Source organism: Cupriavidus pauculus, from assembly GCF_008801835.1.
In the GTDB taxonomy this organism is placed as follows: Bacteria; Pseudomonadota; Gammaproteobacteria; order Burkholderiales; family Burkholderiaceae; genus Cupriavidus; species Cupriavidus pauculus.
This window is the reverse complement of sequence record NZ_VZOW01000012.1, coordinates 31,218-53,315: the sequence shown is the minus strand read 5'-3', so window position 1 is coordinate 53,315 and position 22,098 is coordinate 31,218. Positions and strand designations below refer to the sequence as shown.

At 63.8% G+C, this 22,098-nt stretch carries 18 protein-coding genes and 2 tRNA genes; 12 read left to right on the top strand and 8 right to left on the bottom strand.

Annotated elements, in window-relative coordinates; all coding sequences use genetic code 11:
- The first annotated feature begins 57 nt into the window (after positions 1–57).
- The 6 genes from pstC to phoR all read left to right on the top strand — a co-directional run bounded on the left by pstC (position 58) and on the right by phoR (position 5,762).
- Positions 58–1,023: a phosphate ABC transporter permease PstC gene (pstC, locus tag F7R19_RS14455; protein ID WP_061959257.1), complete on the top strand. Its 966-nt coding sequence runs from the start codon at positions 58–60 to the stop codon at positions 1,021–1,023.
- Complete coding sequence (gene pstA / locus F7R19_RS14450) at positions 1,020–1,919, top strand: phosphate ABC transporter permease PstA (protein WP_061959258.1); 900 nt, start codon at positions 1,020–1,022, stop codon at positions 1,917–1,919. The genes pstC and pstA overlap by 4 nt, the downstream gene beginning before the upstream one ends.
- A gap of 55 nt (positions 1,920–1,974) precedes the next feature.
- A complete protein-coding gene (pstB, locus tag F7R19_RS14445) occupies positions 1,975–2,763 on the top strand; it encodes a phosphate ABC transporter ATP-binding protein PstB (RefSeq protein ID WP_061959259.1) in 789 nt (262 codons plus the stop codon).
- A gap of 65 nt (positions 2,764–2,828) precedes the next feature.
- Positions 2,829–3,533: a phosphate signaling complex protein PhoU gene (gene phoU / locus F7R19_RS14440; RefSeq protein WP_061959260.1), complete on the top strand. Its 705-nt coding sequence runs from the start codon at positions 2,829–2,831 to the stop codon at positions 3,531–3,533.
- Between the two features lie 34 nt (positions 3,534–3,567).
- Complete coding sequence (phoB, locus tag F7R19_RS14435; RefSeq protein ID WP_061959261.1) at positions 3,568–4,275, top strand: phosphate regulon transcriptional regulator PhoB; 708 nt, start codon at positions 3,568–3,570, stop codon at positions 4,273–4,275.
- Positions 4,276–4,406: 131 nt separating this feature from the next.
- Complete coding sequence (gene phoR / locus F7R19_RS14430; protein ID WP_150981070.1) at positions 4,407–5,762, top strand: phosphate regulon sensor histidine kinase PhoR; 1,356 nt, start codon at positions 4,407–4,409, stop codon at positions 5,760–5,762.
- A gap of 143 nt (positions 5,763–5,905) precedes the next feature.
- On the opposite strand, the gene ppk1 is transcribed toward phoR, so the two are convergent.
- Positions 5,906–8,026, bottom strand: a complete 2,121-nt coding sequence (ppk1, locus tag F7R19_RS14425) for a polyphosphate kinase 1 (RefSeq protein WP_084004201.1) — start codon at positions 8,024–8,026, stop codon at positions 5,906–5,908.
- A 112-nt stretch (positions 8,027–8,138) separates the two neighbouring features.
- Here ppk1 and ppx point away from each other — a divergent pair, with 112 nt between their 5' ends.
- Positions 8,139–9,671 carry an exopolyphosphatase gene (gene ppx / locus F7R19_RS14420; protein WP_150981069.1) on the top strand — a complete coding sequence of 511 codons (1,533 nt, stop codon included), beginning with the start codon at positions 8,139–8,141 and terminating at the stop codon, positions 9,669–9,671.
- 87 nt (positions 9,672–9,758) lie between these two features.
- On the opposite strand, the gene F7R19_RS14415 is transcribed toward ppx, so the two are convergent.
- From F7R19_RS14415 to infA, 3 genes are all read right to left on the bottom strand, one after another.
- On the bottom strand, positions 9,759–10,601 hold the full coding sequence (locus F7R19_RS14415; protein WP_150981068.1) for a GNAT family N-acetyltransferase: 843 nt from the start codon (positions 10,599–10,601) through the stop codon (positions 9,759–9,761).
- Positions 10,602–10,842: 241 nt separating this feature from the next.
- A complete protein-coding gene (locus F7R19_RS14410) occupies positions 10,843–11,319 on the bottom strand; it encodes a SixA phosphatase family protein (protein ID WP_150981067.1) in 477 nt (158 codons plus the stop codon).
- Between the two features lie 178 nt (positions 11,320–11,497).
- On the bottom strand, positions 11,498–11,719 hold the full coding sequence (infA, locus tag F7R19_RS14405; protein ID WP_008641674.1) for a translation initiation factor IF-1: 222 nt from the start codon (positions 11,717–11,719) through the stop codon (positions 11,498–11,500).
- 315 nt (positions 11,720–12,034) lie between these two features.
- Here infA and F7R19_RS14400 point away from each other — a divergent pair, with 315 nt between their 5' ends.
- On the top strand, positions 12,035–12,412 hold the full coding sequence (locus F7R19_RS14400; RefSeq protein WP_150981066.1) for a hypothetical protein: 378 nt from the start codon (positions 12,035–12,037) through the stop codon (positions 12,410–12,412).
- Between the two features lie 106 nt (positions 12,413–12,518).
- Here the strand turns inward: F7R19_RS14400 and F7R19_RS14395 are convergent.
- Positions 12,519–12,595, bottom strand: a tRNA-Pro gene (locus F7R19_RS14395).
- A gap of 425 nt (positions 12,596–13,020) precedes the next feature.
- On the opposite strand from F7R19_RS14395, the gene F7R19_RS14390 reads away from it, so the two are divergent.
- Both F7R19_RS14390 and F7R19_RS14385 read left to right on the top strand, forming a co-directional pair.
- Complete coding sequence (locus F7R19_RS14390) at positions 13,021–14,268, top strand: GGDEF domain-containing protein (RefSeq protein WP_150981065.1); 1,248 nt, start codon at positions 13,021–13,023, stop codon at positions 14,266–14,268.
- A gap of 79 nt (positions 14,269–14,347) precedes the next feature.
- Positions 14,348–14,424 (top strand) — tRNA-Arg (locus F7R19_RS14385).
- Between the two features lie 62 nt (positions 14,425–14,486).
- Here F7R19_RS14385 and F7R19_RS14380 read toward each other — a convergent pair.
- Together F7R19_RS14380 and F7R19_RS14375 are read right to left on the bottom strand one after the other, a co-directional pair.
- Entirely contained in the window at positions 14,487–16,136 is a 1,650-nt protein-coding gene (locus tag F7R19_RS14380) for a GMC family oxidoreductase (RefSeq protein ID WP_061959266.1), read from the bottom strand.
- 25 nt (positions 16,137–16,161) lie between these two features.
- Complete coding sequence (locus F7R19_RS14375; RefSeq protein ID WP_150981064.1) at positions 16,162–18,135, bottom strand: alkyl/aryl-sulfatase; 1,974 nt, start codon at positions 18,133–18,135, stop codon at positions 16,162–16,164.
- Positions 18,136–18,236: 101 nt separating this feature from the next.
- Between F7R19_RS14375 and F7R19_RS14370 the strand changes: the two genes are divergently transcribed.
- Positions 18,237–19,133, top strand: a complete 897-nt coding sequence (locus F7R19_RS14370) for a LysR family transcriptional regulator (RefSeq protein ID WP_150981063.1) — start codon at positions 18,237–18,239, stop codon at positions 19,131–19,133.
- Positions 19,134–19,203: 70 nt separating this feature from the next.
- On the opposite strand, the gene fabI is transcribed toward F7R19_RS14370, so the two are convergent.
- A complete protein-coding gene (fabI, locus tag F7R19_RS14365) occupies positions 19,204–19,986 on the bottom strand; it encodes an enoyl-ACP reductase FabI (protein ID WP_061959268.1) in 783 nt (260 codons plus the stop codon).
- Between the two features lie 211 nt (positions 19,987–20,197).
- On the opposite strand from fabI, the gene F7R19_RS14360 reads away from it, so the two are divergent.
- On the top strand, positions 20,198–22,084 hold the full coding sequence (locus tag F7R19_RS14360; RefSeq protein WP_061959269.1) for an extracellular solute-binding protein: 1,887 nt from the start codon (positions 20,198–20,200) through the stop codon (positions 22,082–22,084).
- Positions 22,085–22,098: the final 14 nt, after the last annotated feature.

The following is a 22,098-nucleotide window of genomic DNA, read 5'->3' as shown; positions in this document are numbered from 1 at the left end:
CAGCCGCGGCGGCGGGTTTGCCGCCGCGGCATCGATTCACCCACCGGTTGATCCATCATGGCGACTTCGTCCGATCTTCCCGCCGTCCGGCCTCCCAGCCGCCTTGGCGACATCCTGTTCGGCGGCCTGACCCGCGGCGCCGCCATCGTGACGTTGCTGTTGCTGGGCGGCATCATCGTCTCCCTGGCCATCAGCGCGTGGCCATCGATCAAGCAGTTTGGCTTCTCGTTCCTGTGGACTTCGGAATGGGATCCCCCCGCCGACGTGTATGGCGCGCTGGTGCCGATCTACGGCACGCTCGTCACCTCGCTGATTGCGCTCATCATTGCCGTGCCGGTCAGTTTCGGCATCGCCCTGTTTCTTACCGAGCTGTCGCCGGCCTGGCTGCGCCGACCGCTCGGCACCGCCATCGAGCTGCTCGCCGCAGTGCCGTCGATCGTCTACGGCATGTGGGGCCTGCTCGTGTTCTCGCCGATCTTCGGCGAATATTTCCAGAAGCCGCTGGCCAATACGGTCGGACAAGTGCCGGTGATCGGCAAGCTGTTCCAGGGCGCGCCGCTCGGCATCGGCCTGCTGTGCGCAGGCGTGATCCTGGCGATCATGATCATTCCGTACATCGCTTCGGTGATGCGCGACGTATTCGAAGTCACGCCCGTGTTGCTCAAGGAATCGGCCTACGGCATCGGCTGCACGACGTGGGAAGTGATGTGGCGCGTGGTGCTGCCGTACACGCGTGCCGGTGTGATCGGTGGCGTCATGCTCGGCCTGGGTCGCGCGCTCGGCGAAACCATGGCGGTCACGTTCGTGATCGGCAACACCAACCTGCTCGATAACGCGTCGCTGTTTTCGCCGGGCAACAGCATCACCTCCGCGCTGGCCAACGAATTCGCCGAAGCCGGCGCAGGCCTGCACACCGCCGCGCTGATGGAACTGGGCCTGATCCTGTTCTTCATCACCTTCGTCGTGCTGGCGTTGTCCAAGGTGCTGCTGATGCGTCTGGCAAAGAATGAAGGTGGCAAATGAACCAAGCTCAAGCCGTGTCTACCTCGTCGATTCCCGCCGTCCGTCCCGATTCCGATGCAGTGCGCGAGCGCCTGCAGGGTTCGCGGCGCCGCATGAACCTGATCGCGCTGACCGCCTCGCTCGGTGCGATGGCGTTCGGCCTGTTCTGGCTGGCGTGGATTCTCTGGACCACCATTTCGCTGGGCGTGGGCGGGCTGTCCATCGACCTGTTCACGCAGATGACGCCGGCGCCCAACACGGCCGGCGGCGGCCTGGCCAATGCCATCTTCGGCAGCTTCGTGCTGGTGGGCGTGGCCACGCTGGTCGGCACGCCGCTGGGCATCCTCGCCGGCATCTATCTGGCCGAATATGGCAAGACGTCGCCGCTGGCCAGCTTCATCCGCTTCATCAACGACATCCTGCTGTCGGCCCCGTCGATCGTGATCGGCCTGTTCGTCTATGCGCTGGTTGTCACGCGCATGGGCCACTTCTCGGGCTGGGCCGGCGTCTGCGCGCTGGCGCTGCTGCAGATTCCAATCGTGGTGCGTACTACCGAGAACATGCTGAACCTGGTGCCCAACGCACTGCGCGAAGCGGCCGTGGCGCTGGGCACGCCCAAGTGGAAGATGGTGATGTCGATCACGGTGAAGTCGTCGTACGCGGGCATCGTGACCGGCGTGCTGCTGGCCGTGGCGCGTATCGCCGGCGAAACCGCGCCGCTGCTGTTCACCGCGCTGTCGAACCAGTTCTGGAGCGCCGATCTGAACAAGCCGATGGCCAACCTGCCGGTGACGATTTTCCGCTTCGCCATGAGCCCGTTCACGGAGTGGCAGCAATTGGCCTGGGCGGGCGTGTTCCTGATTACTGTCGGTGTGCTTGCGCTGAATATCGTCGCGCGCATGCTGTTCAAGAAATAACCGGCGCCGCGCGCTACGCCTGCAGCCAACCAACGAATTCAAGCGAGACATCAGCATGACCTCTACCGTCATCGATATTCCCGACACCGTGCGCGCCAAGATCGACGTGCGCAACCTGAACTTCTACTACAACCAGTTCCACGCGCTGAAGAACATCAACATGTCGATCCCGGACCGCAAGGTCACGGCGTTCATCGGCCCGTCGGGTTGCGGCAAGTCGACGCTGCTGCGCACCTTCAACAAGATGTTTGCGCTGTACCCGGAGCAACGCGCCGAGGGCGAAATCAACATGGATGGCGAGAACCTGCTGACCAGCAAGCAGGACATTTCTCTGCTGCGCGCGAAGGTTGGCATGGTGTTCCAGAAGCCGACGCCGTTCCCGATGTCGATCTACGACAATATCGCCTTCGGCGTGCGCCTGTTCGAGAAGCTGTCGCGCTCGGAGATGGACGATCGTGTGGAGTGGGCGCTGTCCAAGGCGGCGCTGTGGAACGAAGCCAAGGACAAGCTGCATCAGTCCGGCTACGGCCTGTCCGGCGGACAGCAGCAGCGGCTGTGCATCGCGCGCGGCATCGCCATTCGCCCCGAAGTGCTGCTGCTGGACGAACCCTGCTCGGCGCTGGACCCGATTTCGACGGGCCGCATCGAGGAACTGATCGCCGAACTCAAGGACGAGTACACGGTGGTGATCGTGACGCATAACATGCAGCAGGCGGCGCGCTGCTCGGACTACACCGCCTACATGTACCTGGGCGAGCTGATCGAGTTCGGCGAGACCGAGAAAATCTTCATCAAGCCGCATCGCAAGGAAACCGAAGACTACATCACCGGCCGTTTCGGTTGAGCGCAGTTGTATTGCAGGACTTCACCATCCACGCCTAGCATACGGAAAGCGGCCAGGAGAAACCCATGACTGACAAGCACCTGTCGACCCAGTTCGACGCCGACCTCAACGCGATCAACACCAAGCTGCTGCAGATGGGCGGCCTGGTGGAATCGCAGATCGAACTGGCCATGCGCGCGCTGGCGGACTTCGATGCCGATCTGGCCGATCAGGTCATCACGCGCGAGCAGCAGCTCAACGCGCTGGAAGTGGAGATCGATGCGGACTGCGGCAACATCATCGCGCGCCGCCAGCCCACCGCGCGCGATCTGCGCCTGGTGATGGCGATCTCGAAGACGATCACGAACCTCGAACGCGCCGGCGACGAAGCGGAAAAGGTTGCCAAGCGGACCAAGCACATCATGGAAGACGCGGCCGCCCACAACATCAATTACGCCGAAGTAAAGCTGTCCGGCGAAATGGCCATCACGCTGCTGCGCCAGGCGCTGGACGCGTTCGCACGGCTCGATACCGTGGCCGCGGCGCGCATCGTCAAGGACGACAAGGCGATTGACGATGAATTCCGCGCGTTCGTGCGCAAGCTGATCACGTACATGATGGAAGATCCGCGTACGATCTCGGTCGCGCTGGATTTCCTGTTCATTGCCAAGGCCGTCGAACGGATCGGCGATCACGCGAAGAATATTGCAGAATTCATCATTTACATCGTGAAGGGCACCGACGTCCGTCATGCCTCACGCGAAGACATGGAGCGCGAAGCGTTGAGCTGATAACGCGCCGGACTGAATAGCGGAGAACCAATACATGCCAAGCAGTATTCTCGTTGTCGAAGACGAACCGGCGATTGCCGAACTCATTGCCGTCAATCTACAGCACGCGGGACACTATCCGATTCGCGCCTACAACGCCGAGCAGGCGCTGTCGCTGATGAGCGATGTTTTGCCCGACCTGGTGCTGCTGGACTGGATGCTCCCGGGCAAATCGGGCGCGACCTTCGCCAAGGAACTGCGTACCAACGATCGCACCAAGCAGATCCCGATCATCATGCTGACCGCGCGCAGCGAAGAACAGGACAAGGTGATGGGGCTGGAGGCTGGCGCCGACGATTACGTCACCAAGCCGTTTTCGCCCAAGGAACTGCTCGCGCGTATCAAGGCCGTGCTGCGCCGCCGCGCGCCGCAACTGACCGACGACGTGGTGGCGATCAACGGCCTGCGGCTGGATCCGGCCACGCATCGCGTGACCGGCCAGGACGAGGGCGGGCCGATCAAGCTCGATCTCGGCCCGACCGAGTTCCGTCTGCTGCATTTCCTGATGACCCATCCGGAGCGCGTGCATAGCCGGTCACAATTGCTGGACCAGGTATGGGGCGATCACGTCTTCGTGGAAGAGCGCACGGTCGACGTCCATATCAAGCGCCTGCGCGCCGCACTGACGCCTGGCGGTTATAGCAACATGATCGAAACGGTTCGCGGCAGCGGCTATCGCCTGGCGCGCGCACCGAGCCACTGATCGGCGCGGCCGGCAGCGGTGCCGCGAGGGTCGCGCCGGCCGATGATGGAATCGTGCCGGGGCCGCGTTATGCCCGTTTTCGTGGCAAACTTCGTCGCACTGCGACCGTCGTCTGAACTTTTTCCCCTCGCATGAACGTCATCTGGGCCCGCTCCGCGGCCATCCTTGTCAGTCTGGTGGTGATCGCCGCTGGACTGTACGCCGTTGCCGGCCCGGTCACCGGCCTGCTGTTCCTTTGTATTTCGCTGTTCCTGCTGCTTGGCTATTACCTGTTCCAGATTAACCGGCTGTGGCACGTGCTGGACGCGCCGGCATATGGAGAAATTCCCAGCGCGCTGGGCCTGTGGGGCGAGGTGTATTACCGGCTGCACCGGCTGGTCAAGCGCTGGCGCACCCAGGTGCTGCAGGTGGAGCAGCAGCACACGCGCTTCATCCAGGCGATCCAGGCGTCGCCCTATGGCGTGCTGATGCTCGACGACGCCGACCAGATCGAATGGTGCAACGGCGTGGCCGAGCAGCATTTCGGGCTGAACGCGCGGCGCGATGTGCGCCAGCGCATCACGCATCTGATCCGCCGGCCGGAATTCGTGCACTACCTGACGCGCGAGCGCTACGACGAACCACTGATCATGCGCGACATGGGCGAGCACAAGCGCAACATCACGTCGGTGCAAATCCTGCCCTACGGCGAAAACCGCAAGCTCGTGCTCACGCAGGACATCACCAAGCTCGAGAACACCGAAGCGATGCGCCGCGATTTCGTCGCCAATGTGTCGCACGAATTGAAGACGCCGCTGACCGTGCTGACGGGCTTTCTCGAAACCGTGCGCGACCTGCCGGTCTCGGAGGAAGATCGTCTGCGTTATCTGGACATGATGTTGGTGCAATCGATGCGCATGCAGCATATCGTCGAAGACCTGCTGGCGCTCGCCAAGCTCGAAAGCGATGCGCAACCGCCGTCGCACGAGCGCGTCGACGTGGCCGGGCTGGCCGCGCATCTGGTGCACGACGCGCAGGCGCTGTCGCAAGGCCGTCACGAGATCCAGGCCGAAATCGATACGGCGGTTGTGCTGCGCGGCGCCGAAAACGAACTGCTGGCGGCGCTTGGCAATCTGGTTTCCAACGCGGTGCGCTACACACCCGACGGCGGCCGCATCGCGATTCGCATGACCTTTACCGACGGTCATTCCGTGTTTTCGGTCAGCGATACGGGGTTGGGCATCGCGCCCGAGCATATTCCGCGCCTGACCGAGCGGTTCTATCGCGTCGATCGCAGCCGCTCGCGCGATACCGGCGGCACGGGCCTGGGTCTTGCCATCGTCAAGCACGTGCTGTCGCGCCACCATGCGGAACTGCGCGTCACAAGCGAAGTGGGTCGCGGCAGTACGTTCCGCATCGTCTTCCCTGTGGATCGCAGCGGTTACGATACCGACGGCGCCCAGCCACGCTTGCCTCAACCCGCCGACGCATCGCGCCACGCCGCCTGATGCACGGGCGGCGGCGTGCCAGCGCGCCGCCTGTTTCCCTCATTCCCTGTTTCCCTTTCCCCGTTTATTTTCAGCGCCCGGCCCAAAGTAAAAGAGCCGCGTCACAGGACGCGGCTCGCAGCGGCAGGGTGCGCGGCGCGGCTTCAAGTCCCGAACTTCAGCAGCAGTTCCTGCTGGCTCACGCGCTGCACCTTGGCTCGCGACGGCTTGCGCACGTATTCGCCGTTCGGCTCCATGACCCAGGCCGAGGCGTTGTCACGCAGATGGACCTGAAGACCTTCCTTGATCACGCGCGCCTTGAGATTGCGGTCGAGAATCGGGAACGCGACTTCCACGCGCCGGAAGAGATTGCGGTCCATCCAGTCGGCGCTGGAAAGATAGAGCACGTCGTCGCCATCGGCGCGGAAGTAATACACGCGATGGTGTTCGAGAAAGCGTCCGACGATCGAGCGTACCGAGATGTTTTCCGACAGCCCCGGCACGCCCGCGCGCAGCGCGCAGACGCCGCGCACGATCAGGTCGATCTTCACGCCGGCGCGCGACGCCTTGTACAACTCGTCGATGATCGTCGGTTCCAGCAGCGCGTTCATCTTGGCGATGATGCGTGCACGCTTGCCGGCCCGCGCGTTGCGCGCCTCGGCGCGGATATGCTCGACCAGATTGCTGTGCATCGTGAACGGCGACTGCCACAGATGGTTCAGCCGGATCGTGCCCGCCGTCCCGGTGAGCAGCTGGAACACGTGATGCACGTCCTCGCAAACCTTCTCGTTGGACGTCAGCAGGCCGAAGTCCGTGTACAGGCGCGCGGTGCGCGGATGATAGTTGCCGGTGCCCAGATGCGCGTAGCGGCGCAGGATCGCCTGCTTGACCTTCGGCCCGGCCGCCTCGCGCCGCACGATCAGCAGCATCTTGGCGTGGCACTTGTGGCCGACCACGCCGTACACCACATGCGCGCCCGCCGATTCCAGGCGTTCGGCCCAGTTGATGTTGGTTTCCTCGTCGAAGCGCGCCAACAGCTCCACCACTACCGTCACTTCCTTGCCGTTGCGGGCGGCCGTCATCAGCGCTTCCATCACCGCCGATTCGTTGCCGGTGCGGTACACGGTCTGCTTGATCGCCACCACGTTCGGATCGTTGGCGGCCGCCTGCAGCAGGTCGAGCACCGATGCAAAGCTCTCGTACGGGTGATGCAGCAGCACGTCGCGCTGGCGGATCACGTCGAACATGTTGCTACCCGGCGGGAATGCCTTGACCACGGCTGGCACATGCGGCGGGTACTTGAGGGTGGGGCGGTCCACCAGATCGGGAATCTGCATCAGGCGCACCAGATTCACCGGACCGCTGACGCGGTATAGATCGTGCTCAGTCAAGCCCGATTCCAGCAGCAGCCGGCGCGCCAGAGCCGGCGGCGTGTCGGACGACACCTCGAGTCGCACCATGTCGCCGAAATGCCGCGTCGGCAGCTCGCCCTGCAGCGCTTCGCGCAGATCGGTGATGTCGTCTTCCGAGACGAACAGGTCCGAATTGCGCGTCACGCGGAACTGGTAGCAGCCTTGCACCTGGATGGCGGGGAACAGTTCATGCACGAAGGCCTGCATGAACGACGACAGCATCACGAAGCCGTAGGGATAACCGGACAGTTCCTCGGGCATGCGGACCACCCGCGGCAGCGCGCGCGGCGCCTGCACGATCGCCAGGTCCGCCTCGCGGCCGAATGCATCCTTGCCCGAGAGTTCGATCACAAAATTCAGGCTCTTGTTGAGGACGCGCGGAAACGGATGTGCGGGGTCCAGCGCAATCGGCGTCAGCACCGGGCCGAGCTCGCGCACGAAGAAATCGCGCGCCCATTCGCGCTGGCCGTCGCTCCAGGTGCCGGTCAGGTGAAAGAATACGCCTTCTTTTTCCAACGCCGGGAAAATCACGTTCTGCAGCATGTCATACTGCGAGGCCACGAGCCGCTGCGTGCGCTCTGTGACAAGCTGGTAGGTCTGCTGGAACGAGAGGCCGTCGGGCGTCAGGCCCGATGCGTTGTCGCGCATCTGTTCCTTGAGCCCGGCCATGCGGATTTCGAAGAACTCATCCAGGTTGCTGGATACGATGCAGATGAACTTCAGCCTTTCCAGCAGCGGTACATTCGGGTCGGCGGCTTGCGCGAGTACGCGCGTGTTGAATTCCAGAATGCCCAGTTCGCGATTCAACAGCGTGCCGGGCGGCGTCGTCGACATGTCTATGACCTTGTTTTGGCGATGTGGCGACTTTTTCATAGAATCGTGTCAGTTTGATGACACTTTGATTTTGTCATGAAGCGGACATGACAGAGACATATTCTTTCAAGTTTGGCCCCGCAATGGGCCTATGCCGCGTAACACGAACGCAATGACACAAAATCCCCGCTTGCTGGCCGCCGTCGACATGGGCTCCAACAGCTTCCGCCTGATGATCGGGCGGGTGGATGAAACGCCCACGGCCTCGGGTCCGGCCAGTCAGATCTTCCAGGTGGACGCGCTGCGCGAGCCCGTGCGGCTGGCTGCCGGCCTGACGCCCGACAAATACCTGGATCAGCCGGCGCGCCGCCGCGGCGTCGACGCGCTGCGCCGCTTTGGCGACCGCCTGCGCGACTTTACGCCCGAACAGGTGCGCGCGGTGGCCACCAACACGCTGCGCGTCGCCAAGAATGCTTCGGATTTTCTGATCGAGGCGGAAGCGGCGCTCGGGTTTCCGATCGAAGTCATCGCCGGGCGCGAAGAGGCGCGGTTGATTTATCTCGGTGCGTCACACGATGCGCCCGCGTGCCAGGGCAATCGGCTGGTGGTCGATATCGGCGGCGGTTCCACTGAATTCATCATTGGCAGCGGATATCAGTCGAAGCTGATGGAAAGCCTTTATATCGGCTGCGTATCCCATAGCCGGCATTTTTTCCCGAGCGGGAACGTCGACGAATACGCGATGAAGCAGGCCGAACTGGCCGCGCGCCGCGAGATCCAGGTGCTGGTGCGCCAGTACAAGGCGGCCGGCTGGCAACAGGCGGTGGGATCGTCGGGCACGGCGCGCGCGCTGGCCGAGCTGATCGAGCTTAACGGCATGAACGACAACCCGGGCGAGCACGGCATCACGCGCGAGGGCCTAGAACGGCTCAAACGCGCGCTGATCAAGGCCGAGAACACCAACCGCGTGAAGCTGGCCGGTTTGAAGGCGGACCGTATTCCGGTGCTACCTGGCGGGCTGTCGATCATGCTCGGCGTGTTCGCCGAACTCGATATCGACCGGATGGATGTCACCGATGGCGCGCTGCGGCTGGGCGTGCTCTACGACCTGCTTGGCCGCAGCCATCACGAAGACATGCGCACCGTCACGGTCGACCAGTTCATGCGCCGCTATGGCGTGGATCGGCCCCAGGCGACGCGCGTGGGGCAGGCAGCGCGCGACCTGCTGGCGCAGTTCCCCGAGCCGCGCAACGAACGTCGCGAGGACAACCTGGCGCTGCTGGGCTGGGCCGCCAGCCTGCACGAGATCGGCATGTCGATTTCGCACAGCGGCTACCACAAGCATTCGGCCTACATTGCCACGCACGCGGACATGCCGGGTTTTTCGAAGACCGATCAGGCGCGTCTGGCAACGCTGTTGCTCGGCCATGCCGGCAAGCTCGGCAAACTGTCCGGCAGCGGCAAGTTTGTCGACTGGCGCATGCTGTTCAGCTTGCGGCTGGCGTTTGTGCTGTGCCGTCGGCGCGGCGACATGAAATTGCCCGAGATCCTCGTCCGCCAACGTTCCGATGAGCTCCACGAAGGCTTCGAGGTGCGGCTGCCGAAGAGCTGGATCGACGTCAATCCGTTGGTCGAATACAGCCTGGCGCAGGAAGCCGACGAGTGGGAACGCGTGGGCAAGCGCTACAAGGTGGTTTACGTCTGAGCATGGCGATGGCGCCGTCTTTCGGCGCCAGAAAAGAAAAAGGCGACTTCCGAGCGGAAGCCGCCTTTTTCTTTTGGTCGATGGCGCTTAGCGGTTCAGCCCCAGGAAGTGCCGTGCGTAGCGCGGATTCATGTCGTGCACGCGCAGCAGCGTGAGGAAGTCCGCCACGTTGAAGTCAGGATCCCAGGCCGGCAGGCCGCAGATCTTCGCGCCGAGCCGCAGGTAACCCTTGATCAGCGCCGGCGGTTCGACGTCGAGCGTCTGGTTCAGGTCTTCCACCGGTAACGGCACGCGCGGAAACGCGTGATATTCGATCGGCGCCAGCGATTTTTCCGCAAACTGCCGATACAGGCTCGCCGCATAGTGCCCGCCGTCGCTCATCGGCACGCTGGCGCAGCCCAGCATCGATTCGAGATTGTAGCGTTGCAGATATTCGCCCAGTCCGCCCCACAGCGCCATGATCACGCTGCCCGAGCGGTAGTCGCGGTGGACGCACGAACGGCCCAATTCCAGCATCTTCGGGCGCAGATGCGCCAGGCGCACCAGGTCGAACTCGGACTCGGCATACAGGCAGCCGATGCGCTTGGCCTGATGCGGCGGCAGCACGCGGTAGGTGCCCACCACCTTGAGCGTTTCCTGGTCGCGCACGATCAGGTGGTCGCAGTAGGCGTCGAACATGTCGACGTCGGTGTCGGCCACCGACGATTGCAGGCGAGCGCCCATTTCTTCGGCGAACACCTTGTAGCGCAGACGCTGCGCTTCAGCTACTTCGTCTTGATGACGTGCCCACGCCACGCTGAAAGCAGGCGCCGTAACTTGTGCTTCGGTTTGTCGTTGCTGACGAGGAAGACGCCTCCGCGCCGACTGACCGGAAAGGCCAGTGGGCAAGGAGTCGAAGAGCGGCTGGGTAGGCGTCGGAAGGTCTCGCATCAGTGTGTGTCCTTTCGGTGACGAAACGGCTTCGAAACAATGTAGTGAGGCCGGGTGACAGCGCAGTGAAACGATAGTGACGATTCCGTGACGGTCATATCGGTTTCGCACGCAGGAATTCTTATAATCAGTCCCGTTTGCGTCAATTGCTATCGTTTTTCGTCGAAAGACATTGATGCGTATCGATTGCTCGAAAACCAGCGAACCCGCGAGCGAGGTTGTGGCGGAGCGGAAAATTGAATCAGAACAAATCGGGCTGGATGACGGCGCGCAGCACTACCTGTGCTTCGCTTTCGCGCGTGCGGGCGGCCAGCCACCAGATGCCGCTTTTTTTCACGCTCCAGTTCATTTCATGGCCCGCCATCAGCAGGCTGGCCAACCGGCCGATCCAGGGCTGATGACCGACCACCACGGTGTGTTCGTGGCCCTGCGGCCAGTCGATCGCGGCAAGTACCGCGCCCACGTCGGCGCCTGGCGCGAGGTCGTCGAGTATTTCAGCGTGCCCCGACAAAGCCGCTGCCGTTTCGCGCGTGCGCAGCGCGGGGCTGCAAACCACGCGATAGTCGGCGGGCAGGTGCCCGCGCAACCACGCTGCGGTGGCGTCGGCCTGCTTGCGGCCGCGGCGCGTGAGGGGGCGCTGCAGATCGGCGCTGCGCGAGATGCTGAGGGCGTCGGGCAGGTCTTCGGCTTCGGCATGGCGCCACAGAATCAGATTCATGTCGGGGCAGGGGGCTTCGTCGAGCCTTGAGTATGGTGACGTGTGACGGCCGTCGCAAGGCGAAGCGTCAGAAAACAAAACGGGCTATCCAATGGGTGCAACCCATGGATAGCCCGTCAGTGTCGGCATTGGCAATGTCATCCGCATGACAGCGGTGCATCGCCCAAAAGGCGCTAACTCAGGACTTGTGGCGGAAATTGATGCGGCCCTTGGTCAGGTCGTAGGGCGACATTTCAAGGGTGACGCGATCGCCGGCCAGAATACGGATGCGGTGCTTTTGCATCTTGCCGGAGGCATATGCCCAGATTTCCACGCCGTTTTCCAGCGTGACGCGATAACGGTTGTCGGGAAGGGCTTCCGACACCACGCCGCCAAATTCGATGAGTTCTTCCTTAGCCAATCTGTTTTCCTTTTGACAGCCCCGAAGGCTGCATGAGTTAGTCAATATCCTGTGGGCGCTTCGGTTGACCTTCGGCTGGCCGGGCGGGCACAGGCGTCGCCGCATAAGCGGCAACCGCGCGGGCCATGCCGGAGGCAAGGTGACAGGCGTGGCGGATCGGAACCTGCCAGGCGCATCAAGTAAATCGTGGAGGGGCGCGGATGACCCAGACGATTGCCTTGCCGCTTGCGGTCGCGTGTGAAGCTGCGCGTCCGGTTGCATCACAGGGACGGGCGGGCAAGGTGTTTCCGGGGTTCCGGTGCGCTCGAGACGCCGATGATTCCAGCGCTGAACAATCGGTTTTCAGCAGCCGCAGCGGCGCTTACCCGGTTACAGGGCATGCTCAGACAGCCCCAAACTGACGCGGGATTATATCACGCCCGCCCGGCGCGCGCAGGCGCGCCGCCAGCTTTGCGCCGTTGCGCGCGGCAAAACCACACGACGCCGCAAATGTGCCGATGTCGCCGTCCTGTCATGTCGATGTGCAGCGCTCGGCAGGCCGGCGGCGCCGAATTGGCGGAAAAGCGCCGTGCGAACGTCGCCAAAAATCGAGCAAAGGTGGCGCAAGCGTTGCGTCAGGGGATGTCTCGCCGAGAGATAAATGCCGGCGCCATATTGCACCGGCCAAATCTGAAAATCGGCATGCGGTTTTGACATTTTCCATCCGCATAAATCTGGCCGGCGCAGATTCCAAAAGAAAAAGGGCTCACGTCTTTCAACGTAAGCCCTTGATCCGGCTACCTAAAACTGCTTGCAAATATGGTCGGAGCGATAGGATTCGAACCTACGACCCTCTGATCCCAAATCAGATGCGCTACCAGGCTGCGCTACGCTCCGAAGCCGGCGATTCTATCGCGATGCGGGCGCAAAGGTCAATTGCGAAGTGAAGATAATGTGCGCGACGGCGAAGTGGCGTGGCAGACGCAGTGGCGACCCCCCGCTTCAGGCGGGATAGCAATTGGCTTTACTTGGTACGTCGCGCTGATATAATCCGCACACCGCAAAGGTCCGATCGGCGCTTCGCGCCAAGTTTGCAGTATTCACCCGGACCTGCTCCCGACTATCACAACAATGGCACACCGGCCCCGCTTGCGACGCGGGCAGCCTGAGTCGTGCCTGAGCCCCGCCAGCCGTGCGTGCACGGAGCATTCGGGCAACCGGGATGCGGCAACAAAAAAGGACGGCTGTTCGCAAGCCGCAATCTGAAGGCGGCGCCAGTGCCGTGCGGAGCACTGGCAGCGCCTTTGTGAACGGGAATAAAGATGTTTCAGTCGCAGGTGGTAGTGCTGATCGCAGGCTTGTTCGCGCTGCAGATGGCGATCGTCTGTGCCGTGTTGCGGCGGTCCACGGGAATGGAACGCAGCGGGCTCACATCGTGGGCGCTCGGCGACCTCGTGGTCACCCTCGCAGTGGTGTTGCTAGCCGCGCAGGCGTACCGGCCGCAGTGGCCGCTGGCGTCGTTGCCAGGGGTGGCGCTGACGGCGGGATTGTCGATGATGGCCTACGGCACGCGACACTTCGCTGGCAAGCGCGGGCGCGGCATCGTACTGGCCGCGCTGAATCTGCCTGGCTTGCTGGCGGTGGGGCTGCAGCTGGCCGGCGAAATGGGCGTGCCCGGTGCAACTGCGGCACCGGAACTGACGCAGGCCCTGGCGCTGGCCGCGGCGTTGATCCAGATGATGTTGCTGCTGGACATCATCCGCGCCGCCGTGCCGCGCCTGCCGGCCAAGCGCGGCACCGGGCGACTCGCGGTGCTGTCGCTGATCCTCGTGGCGCTGGCGTGTACCGCGCTGGCCGGGGCGCAGACGTCCGTTGCATGGTCGACGCTGTTCGGTCACCACCCGTGGATGCAGCCCGACGAGCGGGCCGGCATGACGGTCTGGTTCGTATTTGGCGTGGTTGGGTTGTCGGTCAGTTTTGCCTTGATGGCACATGACCGGCTGCGCCGGATCATTGAGCGGCGCGCGCGCCACGACGACCTGACCGACGTGCTTTCGCGCGGCGCGTTCTGGGAGGAACTCGAAGCTGCCTGCAAGGGAGCCGAACGCCAACGCACGGTCTTCAGCGTCGCCTTCATCGACCTGGACCATTTCAAGGCCATCAACGATCTCTACGGTCATCTCGCTGGCGACAGCGTGCTGCGTCATTTTGCCGGACTGCTGCGCAAGGCGGCTCCCGAGCGCGCCGTGATCGGTCGGCTGGGCGGTGAGGAATTCGCCATCGTCATGCCGGGCACGCCGTTGGAAACCGGGCGCGCCATCAGCATGAAACTAAGCGCACTGGTCCGTTCCACGCCATGTCCGTCGGAACCGGACGCGATCGCCTACACCGTCAGTATCGGCATGGCCGAGCGCCGTTTCGGCGAAAACGCCGACGATGTCATGCGCCGGGCCGATCGCGCGCTTTACGATGCCAAATTGATGGGCCGCAACTGCGTATCGTCGGTCGACACAACCGAAGCCGTCGGCATGCCGCGCCGGCCCCGTGTGCGCGAACGCGAATCGTCCTGAAGTCATTCCCTGCGGAGTGCCCCGGCAGGCATGCTGGGGTAGAATGCTGGCCTTGCCGCAACGGCAAGTCCAGCACACGCCGCCCTTAGCTCAGTTGGATAGAGCACTCGCCTTCTAAGCGAGCGGTCAGAGGTTCGAATCCTCTAGGGCGGGCCAGGTCCTTTAGCGCCGTGCGTGCGCACTCCTGTGGCGACAAACCGGTAAGCGCGCAACGCCCGTCAGTTTCGCGCGCGCAGCAGATCGGCCGCGCGTTCGGCGATCATGATCGTCGGCGCATTGGTGTTGCCGCCGATCAGCGTCGGCATGACCGACGCATCGACCACGCGCAACGCTTCCACGCCCCGCACGCGCAGTTGCGGATCCACCACCGCCATGTCGTCGCTTCCCATTTTGCAGGTGCCCACCGGGTGGTAAATCGTATCGGCATGTTCGCGGATGAAGTCGCGGATCGCCGCGTCGTCACCTTCGCCATCGCCCAGCAGCGCCGCCAGCGGATCCGTGCCGCCGGCTTCTGCCAGTGCGGACTGGGCGAAGATCCGGCGCATCAGCTTCACGCCGGCGACCATGCCGTCGAGGTCCGCAGGCGCCGACAGGAAGCGTGGATCGATCAGCGGTGCATCGCGCATGTCGGCCGAGCGCAGTCGCACCGTGCCCCGGCTTTCCGGCCGCAGCACGCACGCGTGGCAAGAATAGCCGTGACCGGGCCGACCCTTGCGCAGCACGTTGGTGTTGCCCAGCAGCGCCGGGGCGAAATGCAGTTGCAAGTCCGGTGCGTCAAGCCCGGGGCGGGTCTTGACGAAGGCGCCCGCTTCGGCCACCGGCGACGCCAGCATGCCGGTCCGGCGCAAGCGGTAGCGCATCACTTCGCCGGCCATGCGCGCCACGCCGCGTAGCGAATAGCCATACAGGTGCCACGAATGCACCGGTTTGCCGATGATGACGTCGAGGTGATCCTGCAGGTTTTCTCCCACGCCGGGCAGATCGTGCACGATGTCGATGCCGAGATCGCGCAGGTGCGCGGCCGGGCCGATCCCGGAAGCCATCAGCAATTGCGGAGAATGGAACGCGCCGCCGCTGACGATGATTTCGCGGCGCGCGCGCAGCGTCACGGTCTGACCGCCGCGCACCGCCTGCACGCCGGTTGCGCGCTTGCCGTCGAACACCACGCGCAGCGCCTGCGTATCGACCATCACGGTGAGGTTCTTGCGCCCGCCGTTGTGGGTCAGATCGCCGCGATTGCCGCGATGCAGATAGGCGCGCGCCGCGTTCCAGCGTTCGCCATTGAACTGGGTGGTCTGGAACAGGCCGACGCCTTCCTGTTCCGCGCCATTGAAGTCATCGTTGAGCGGCACGCCGGCCTGCGCGGCAGCGCGCACGAAGCGCTGCGAGAACGGATTCGGCGTGCGCAGGTCGCTGACATGCAGCGGGCCGCTGCCGCCATGCCAGAGATCATCACGCCCCGCGTTGCGCTGGTTGCATTCGCTGCGGCGGAAGTAGGGCAGTACGTCGTCGTATCCCCAGCCTTCGCACCCGAGCGCGGCCCAGCGGTCGTAATCGCTGCGATGGCCGCGGATGTAGAGCATCGCGTTGATCGACGAACTGCCGCCCAGGCCACGCCCGCGCGGCTGGTACGACTCGCGGCCATTGAGTCCGGCCTGCGGCACCGTGCGAAACCCATAGTTGCGCGGGCCGGGCCGCGGCACGGTGCGGGCGATGGCAAGCGGCGTCCAGACGGTGGGATGGTGATCGTCGGGGCCCGCTTCGAGCAGGGCCACTGTCACGCCGGGCTGGTCGGCCAGCCGTCCCGCCAGCGCGCAGCCAGCCGATCCGGCGCCGATGATGATGTAGTCGAAGCTTGTGTCGCTCATGAATGTTGTCTCCCCCGGCGGCTCGTCAAGGCTGGTAGCCGTGCGGCGTCACCAAATTGAAATTCGAACTGAATGTGTCGAGCATGCCGAACAAGCCTGCCACCGCCTGCGGGTTGCCGTCGACCCGGATCGCACCGGACTGCATGGCTTGCGGCAGCGTCAGCTGCTTCAGGCTGATCTGGTCCAGCGTGGCCTTGGTCAGCGTGACCGTGGCGGTGGGTTGCGCGTGCTGGGCTTCTGAAACATATGTCAGCGCGCTGTTACGCAGCGTCATCGCATAGCGCTGCCCCAGGTCCGTGAACTGCCAGTTCAGCGTCATGGTCTTGCCGGCGGCCTTGTCGGCATTCAGGCGTACGGCCAGAAAGTCGAAGAAGTTCGGCACAGTCAAGGCGCGCACCAGATCGGACGAACTGGTGGCGGCGAACGTGGGCTTCGCCACGCCATCGCGCAATTCCTGCGCGCCGGTCAGATAGATATTGCGCCACGTGGAGTTTTCGCTCTGGTAGCCAAGCTGTTCCAGCGCGTCGGCCTGCAGCGCACGCGCCGCGGCGTTGGATGGATCGGCAAAAACCAGCTCGTTGCCGATCTGGCTGACCCACCGATATTCGCCGCGCGCGTATGCGTCGCGCAGCTTTGCCAGCACGGCATCGGCGCCGCCCATCCATTCGATGGTCTTTTTGGCGGACTGCTCCGGCGGCAGCGGGTTCAGGTGCGCGGGATTGCCGTCATAGAAGCCCAGATAGCGCTGATAGACCGCGCGCACGTTGTGGCTGACCGATCCGTAGTAATCGCGCGCATACCATTTGCTGGCCAGCGGCTGTGGCAGTGTTTTCAACTGATCGGCGATCTCCAGCGGCGTGAAACCCTGGTTCAGCAGCCGCAGCGTCTGGTCGTTCAGATAGGCGTACATGTCGCGCTGGTCGGACAGCATTTCGACGATGCGCGCGCGTCCCCACGTGGGCCAGTGGTGCTGGCCGATCAGCACATCGGTGCGCTCGCCGTAGCGCAGCAGCGATTGCGCGATGAAATACGACCACGCCTTGGCGTCGCGCACCTGCGCACCGCGCAGCGTCAACAGGTTGTGCTGCGTGCGCACGGCATTTTCGGCCATGCACAGCGTGCGGAATTGCGGCAGATAGATGTTCATCTCCGCGGGCGCCTCGGTGCCCGGCGTGAGCTGGAATTCGAAATCGACGCCATCGATGCGGCGCGTCTCGATCGCCTTGGTGATCAGCGAGGTCGGCGCCAGCAACGTCATCGTGCCGCGGGCCGTGGCCTTGCCGAGGCCGGTATCGACCTGGCCCGACGCACTCTTCGGCAACTGCGTGCCATACATGTATTGCGCGCGGCGGCTCATGGCGTTGCCGGCCAGCACGTTTTCGCTGACCGCTTCCTCCATGAAGCCCTGCGGGGCAAGGATATCGACCTTGCCGCTCTTTACGTCCGCTTCGTCGACGATGCCGCGCACGCCGCCGAAGTGATCGGCGTGGCTATGGGTATAGATGACGGCGACCACGGGTTTGCGCGGTCGGTGCGCGTAATAGAGATCGAGCGCGGCGCGCGCGGTTTCGGCGGTCAGCAGCGTATCGATGATGATGAGGCCGCTGTCGCCTTCGATGATGTTCATGTTGGCGAGGTCGGCGCCGCGAATCTGATAGACGCGATCTGTCACCTTGAACAGCCCGGCTTCGTTGTTGAGCTGCGCCAGCCGCCACAGGCTCGGATTCACGGTATTCGGCGCGGAGGCCGCGGACTCGAAGGCATAGGCCTGGAAATCCCATACGACCCTGCCGTCCGCCGTCGTGATCGTCCGTTGCGGGAAGCGCGCCACCAGCCCGCGCCGCGCGTCCTCGAAATCGGCGCGGTCGGCGAACGGCAGCTTGTTCAGCCATGCCGCGTTCGATTGTTCGGTAAGCGGGGACGCTGGTTGGGGGCCGGCCAATGCGGCGGTCATCGTCACGGTGGCGGCGGCCATCAAGGCGGAAGCGGCAATACGCATGGAATTCAGATTTTGGTGATAGACGAGGCGTCTATTGGATGCGCGCCGGATCTATAATTCAATTGCAAAATACGTATCGCAACAATGCAGACGACGCATATATGAATCTGAAGCGGTTGGAACACCTGGTGGCGGTTGCGGAAGAAGGATCGATGGCAGCGGCTGCGCGGCGTGTGCACCTGAGCCAGCCTGCGCTGACGCGCAGCATCCAGGCGCTCGAGGACGAGGCCGGCGTGGCGCTGTTCGACCGTGGTGCGCGCGGCGTGACGCTGACCGCGGTGGGCCGCATGGTGACCGAGCGTGCGCGTCGCGTGCTGTTCGAGTCCGGATGTCTGGAGCGCGACCTGACGCTGGTCCGGCAGCATGAGATCGGCAGCGTGCAGATCGGGCTCGGCGCGTTTCCGGCGGCGATCCTGCTGCCCGAGCTGTTGAGCCAGTTGCACCGCCAATGGCCCAAGCTGCGGATCGGCACCGAGGTCAGCCACCCCGGAGCGTTGCTGCAGGCGCTGTATCGGGAGGCAGTCGACTTCGTGGTGATCGAGCACAGCACGGCGCCGACGGCCGCCGAACTGGAAACCGTGCGCCTGCCGCCCGAACCGGGCGGGGTGTTCGCGCGTGCCGGGCATCCACTGACGCTTGGCTCGGTGGGCCTTGCCGCGCTGCGCGAATCGGCCCTGGTGTCGGTGGTGTTTCCGCCAGAGACGCACGAGCGGGTGCGCAAGCTGTTTCGCTGCAAACCGGGCGAGGACGTGCCGTTTCAGGTCGAAAGCAACGATTTCCGGGCGCTGACGCATCTCGTGCGCCATGCCGACGCGCTGTTGCTGGCGCCGGCGCGGGCGGTGCGCGAAGAACTGCGGGCGGGCACGCTGGTCGCGCTCGACATTCCAGAGCTGCCGGACATCACCATGCAGTTTGCGATCGTGCGGCTGGCGCAGCGCACGCTTTCCCCGGCGGCGGCGCGCGCGGTGGCCGTGATCGAGACCGTGGCGCGGGCATGAAAAAAGCGCCCCGGGCGGGCGCTCTGGCGATCCGTGCTGGCGCGGCCTGCCGGATGGCGGCCGTGCGGCCTTACTCCTCGACCGCCGTGCCGACGATGTTGTAGCCGCCGTCGACGTAGGTAATTTCCCCAGTCACGCCGCTGGCCAGGTCGGACAGCAGGAAAGCGGCCACGTTGCCGACCTCGTCGATCGTCACGTTGCGGCGCATCGGCGCTACGTCTTCGAAGTGCTTGAGCAGCTTGCCGAAGTCCTTGATGCCGGACGCGGCCAGCGTCTTGATCGGACCGGCCGAGATGCCGTTGGCGCGAATGCCCTTCGGGCCGACCGCCGAGGCCAGGTAGCGCACGCTGGCTTCCAGCGACGCCTTGGCCAGGCCCATCGTGTTGTAGTTCGGCACTACGCGTTCCGCGCCCAGGTACGTCAGCGTCAGCAGCGACGCCTTGTCGTTGAGCAGCGGCAGCGCGGCCTTGGCCAGTGCGGGGAAGCTGTAGGCCGAGATGTCGTGCGCGATGCGGAAACCTTCGCGCGACAGGCCTTCCAGGAAATCGCCGGCGATCGCCTCGCGCGGCGCAAAGCCGATCGAATGCACCAAGCCGTCGAATTTTTCCCAGCGTTGCCCCAGAGCGGCGAAGGTGGCGGCGATCTGTTCGTCGCTGCTGACGTCGCATTCAAAAACCATGTCGGAGCCGAATTCCTTGGCGAAGTCCGTGATGCGGTCCTTGAAGCGTTCGCCCACGTACGTGAAGGCCAGTTCCGCGCCTTCGCGCTTGCAGGCCGAGGCAATGCCGTAGGCGATCGAACGGTTCGAAAGCAAGCCCGTGATCAGGATCCGCTTACCTGCCAGAAATCCCATAAGTTCTCCAAGATGATAGTGAGGACGGGCATGTTTCGTGCACAGGCCCGTGTCCGGTGCACGGCGGGGAATGTCACCCGCTGGGAATTGCGCCGCGTAGAGGAATGTCCGGATGGCTGGTCGCCGCCCGAACCCATGTAAAATTGTCGCACAACTTCGCCCGGCCACAAGCCGCCGGGCTGTCTCGGGCATTGTGGAGGTCTGCAACCGGATGCTGATTCATGCACGTTGGCCGCTTTGGGCGGCAGGGCAGTGCTTCTGTCGTCGCGCGGTCGTGCAAAGTGGGTTGGCACTATCGATGGTGCTGGCTGCGGGTTTTCCCGTAGCGGCGCACGCCGCGCATGGTTTCGCGCTGCATGGCGATCTCAAGTATCAGCCGGATTTTGCCCACTTCGATTACGTCAATCCCAACGCACCGCAAGGCGGCACGCTGACGCTGGCCAATCCGGACCGGCGTACCAGCTTCGATAAATTCAATCCGTTTACGCTCAAGGGCACCTCGGCGCCGGGGTTGACGCAACTGATGTTCGAATCGCTGCTGATCGGCAGCGCCGACGAGTCCGCCAGTGCGTATGGGTTGCTGGCCGACGACGTCACGCTGGCGCCCGACGGGTTGTCGGTCACGTTCCATATCCGGCCCGAGGCGCGCTTCGTCAATGGCGATCCCGTACTCGCGTCGGACGTCAAATATTCCTACGACATGCTGATGAGCAAGTCCGCAAGCCCGGGCTATCGCAGCATGTGCACCGACGTCAAAGGCGTGGTGGTGACCGGCGAGCGCACGGTGCGGTTTGATTTCAAGCAACGGAATGCCGAATTGCCGCTGATCGTCGGCTCGCTCCCGGTGTTCTCGAAGAAGTGGACCGCCGAGGTGCCATTCGAGAAGCTGACGTTCGAGGCGCCGATCACCAGCGGTCCGTACAAGATCGAACGCTACGATGCCGGCCGAGGCATCGTGTTCCAGCGCGATCCGAACTACTGGGGCAAGAAGCTCGCGGTGCGGCGTGGCACGTTCAATTTCGGCCGCGTGGTCTACCGTCTGTACAAGGACGAGACCGCCAAGCTCGAGGCCTTCAAGGCCGGCGAATTCGACGCGATTGTCGAATATCGCTCGAAAAACTGGGCCAAGAGCTATGTCGGCACGCGCTTCGGCAATGGCGAACTGATCAAGACCGAGTTTCCCCATCGCAACGGCGCCGGCATGCAGGGTTTTGTGATGAACATGCGCAAGCCGATGTTCCAGGACGTGCGCGTGCGCAAGGCCCTGATCCTCGCGCTCGATTTCGAATGGCTCAACCGGCAGTTGTTCTACGGCGCATACAAGCGGCTCGACAGCTGGTTCTCGAATAGCGAACTGGCCGCCAGTACCACCTTCGACGGCAAGCCTGGTCCGGGCGAACTGCAACTGTTGGAGCCGCTGCGCGCCGATCTGCCGCCGGAGGTGTTCGGCCCCGATGTGGTGCAGCCAACCACCAATGCGCCGCGCTCGCTGCGCGACAACCTGCGCGAGGCGCGCCGTCTGCTGGCGCAGGCGGGGTGGACCTACGAGGACGGTGCGCTGCGCAACGCCAAGCGCGAACCGATGGTGTTCGAGTTCCTCGACGATGGCGGCGCGATGAGCCGGGTTATCACGGCCTATGTGCGCAACCTGGAAAAGCTCGGCATCGAGGTGCATCAGCGCACCACCGATTTCGCGCTGTATCAGAAGCGGCTGGAGGATTTCGATTTCGACATGGTGTCGATACGCTTTCCCGATTCGCAAAGCCCCGGCAATGAACTGCGCGACCGCTTTTCCACGGAGGCGGCCGGCACGCCCGGATCGGACAACCTGTTTGGCCTGAAATCGAAGGCGGTAGACAAACTCGTCGACGACGTGCTGCATGCCGAATCGCGCGAGGAACTGGTGACCGCCGGTCGCGCGCTGGACCGCGTGCTGATGCACGGCTATTACATCGTACCGAACTGGTACAGCGCATTTCACCGTGTGGCGTATCGCAAGGAGCTGTCCTATCCGACGCGCCTGCCGTACTACTACACCGCGGAGGGCTGGATCCTTTCCAACTGGTGGCGCAACGACCTCGCGCCGAAGACCCGGTAATCCAGACATCCATA

Bases quoted from the DNA above. Each gene is read 5' to 3' on its own strand.
- F7R19_RS14410 (WP_150981067.1), bottom strand. From the start codon at position 11,319: ATGAATCTGATTCTGTGGCGCCATGCCGAAGCCGAAGACCTGCCCGAC.
- F7R19_RS14390 (WP_150981065.1), top strand. From the start codon at position 13,021: ATGTTTCAGTCGCAGGTGGTAGTGCTGATCGCAGGCTTGTTCGCGCTG.
- pstC (WP_061959257.1), top strand. From the start codon at position 58: ATGGCGACTTCGTCCGATCTTCCCGCCGTCCGGCCTCCCAGCCGCCTT.
- phoR (WP_150981070.1), top strand. From the start codon at position 4,407: ATGAACGTCATCTGGGCCCGCTCCGCGGCCATCCTTGTCAGTCTGGTG.
- F7R19_RS14375 (WP_150981064.1), bottom strand. From the start codon at position 18,135: ATGCGTATTGCCGCTTCCGCCTTGATGGCCGCCGCCACCGTGACGATG.
- ppx (WP_150981069.1), top strand. From the start codon at position 8,139: ATGACACAAAATCCCCGCTTGCTGGCCGCCGTCGACATGGGCTCCAAC.
- pstB (WP_061959259.1), top strand. From the start codon at position 1,975: ATGACCTCTACCGTCATCGATATTCCCGACACCGTGCGCGCCAAGATC.
- phoU (WP_061959260.1), top strand. From the start codon at position 2,829: ATGACTGACAAGCACCTGTCGACCCAGTTCGACGCCGACCTCAACGCG.
- F7R19_RS14370 (WP_150981063.1), top strand. From the start codon at position 18,237: ATGAATCTGAAGCGGTTGGAACACCTGGTGGCGGTTGCGGAAGAAGGA.
- F7R19_RS14380 (WP_061959266.1), bottom strand. From the start codon at position 16,136: ATGAGCGACACAAGCTTCGACTACATCATCATCGGCGCCGGATCGGCT.
- F7R19_RS14360 (WP_061959269.1), top strand. From the start codon at position 20,198: ATGCTGATTCATGCACGTTGGCCGCTTTGGGCGGCAGGGCAGTGCTTC.
- pstA (WP_061959258.1), top strand. From the start codon at position 1,020: ATGAACCAAGCTCAAGCCGTGTCTACCTCGTCGATTCCCGCCGTCCGT.
- F7R19_RS14400 (WP_150981066.1), top strand. From the start codon at position 12,035: ATGATTCCAGCGCTGAACAATCGGTTTTCAGCAGCCGCAGCGGCGCTT.
- phoB (WP_061959261.1), top strand. From the start codon at position 3,568: ATGCCAAGCAGTATTCTCGTTGTCGAAGACGAACCGGCGATTGCCGAA.
- ppk1 (WP_084004201.1), bottom strand. From the start codon at position 8,026: ATGAAAAAGTCGCCACATCGCCAAAACAAGGTCATAGACATGTCGACG.
- F7R19_RS14415 (WP_150981068.1), bottom strand. From the start codon at position 10,601: ATGCGAGACCTTCCGACGCCTACCCAGCCGCTCTTCGACTCCTTGCCC.
- fabI (WP_061959268.1), bottom strand. From the start codon at position 19,986: ATGGGATTTCTGGCAGGTAAGCGGATCCTGATCACGGGCTTGCTTTCG.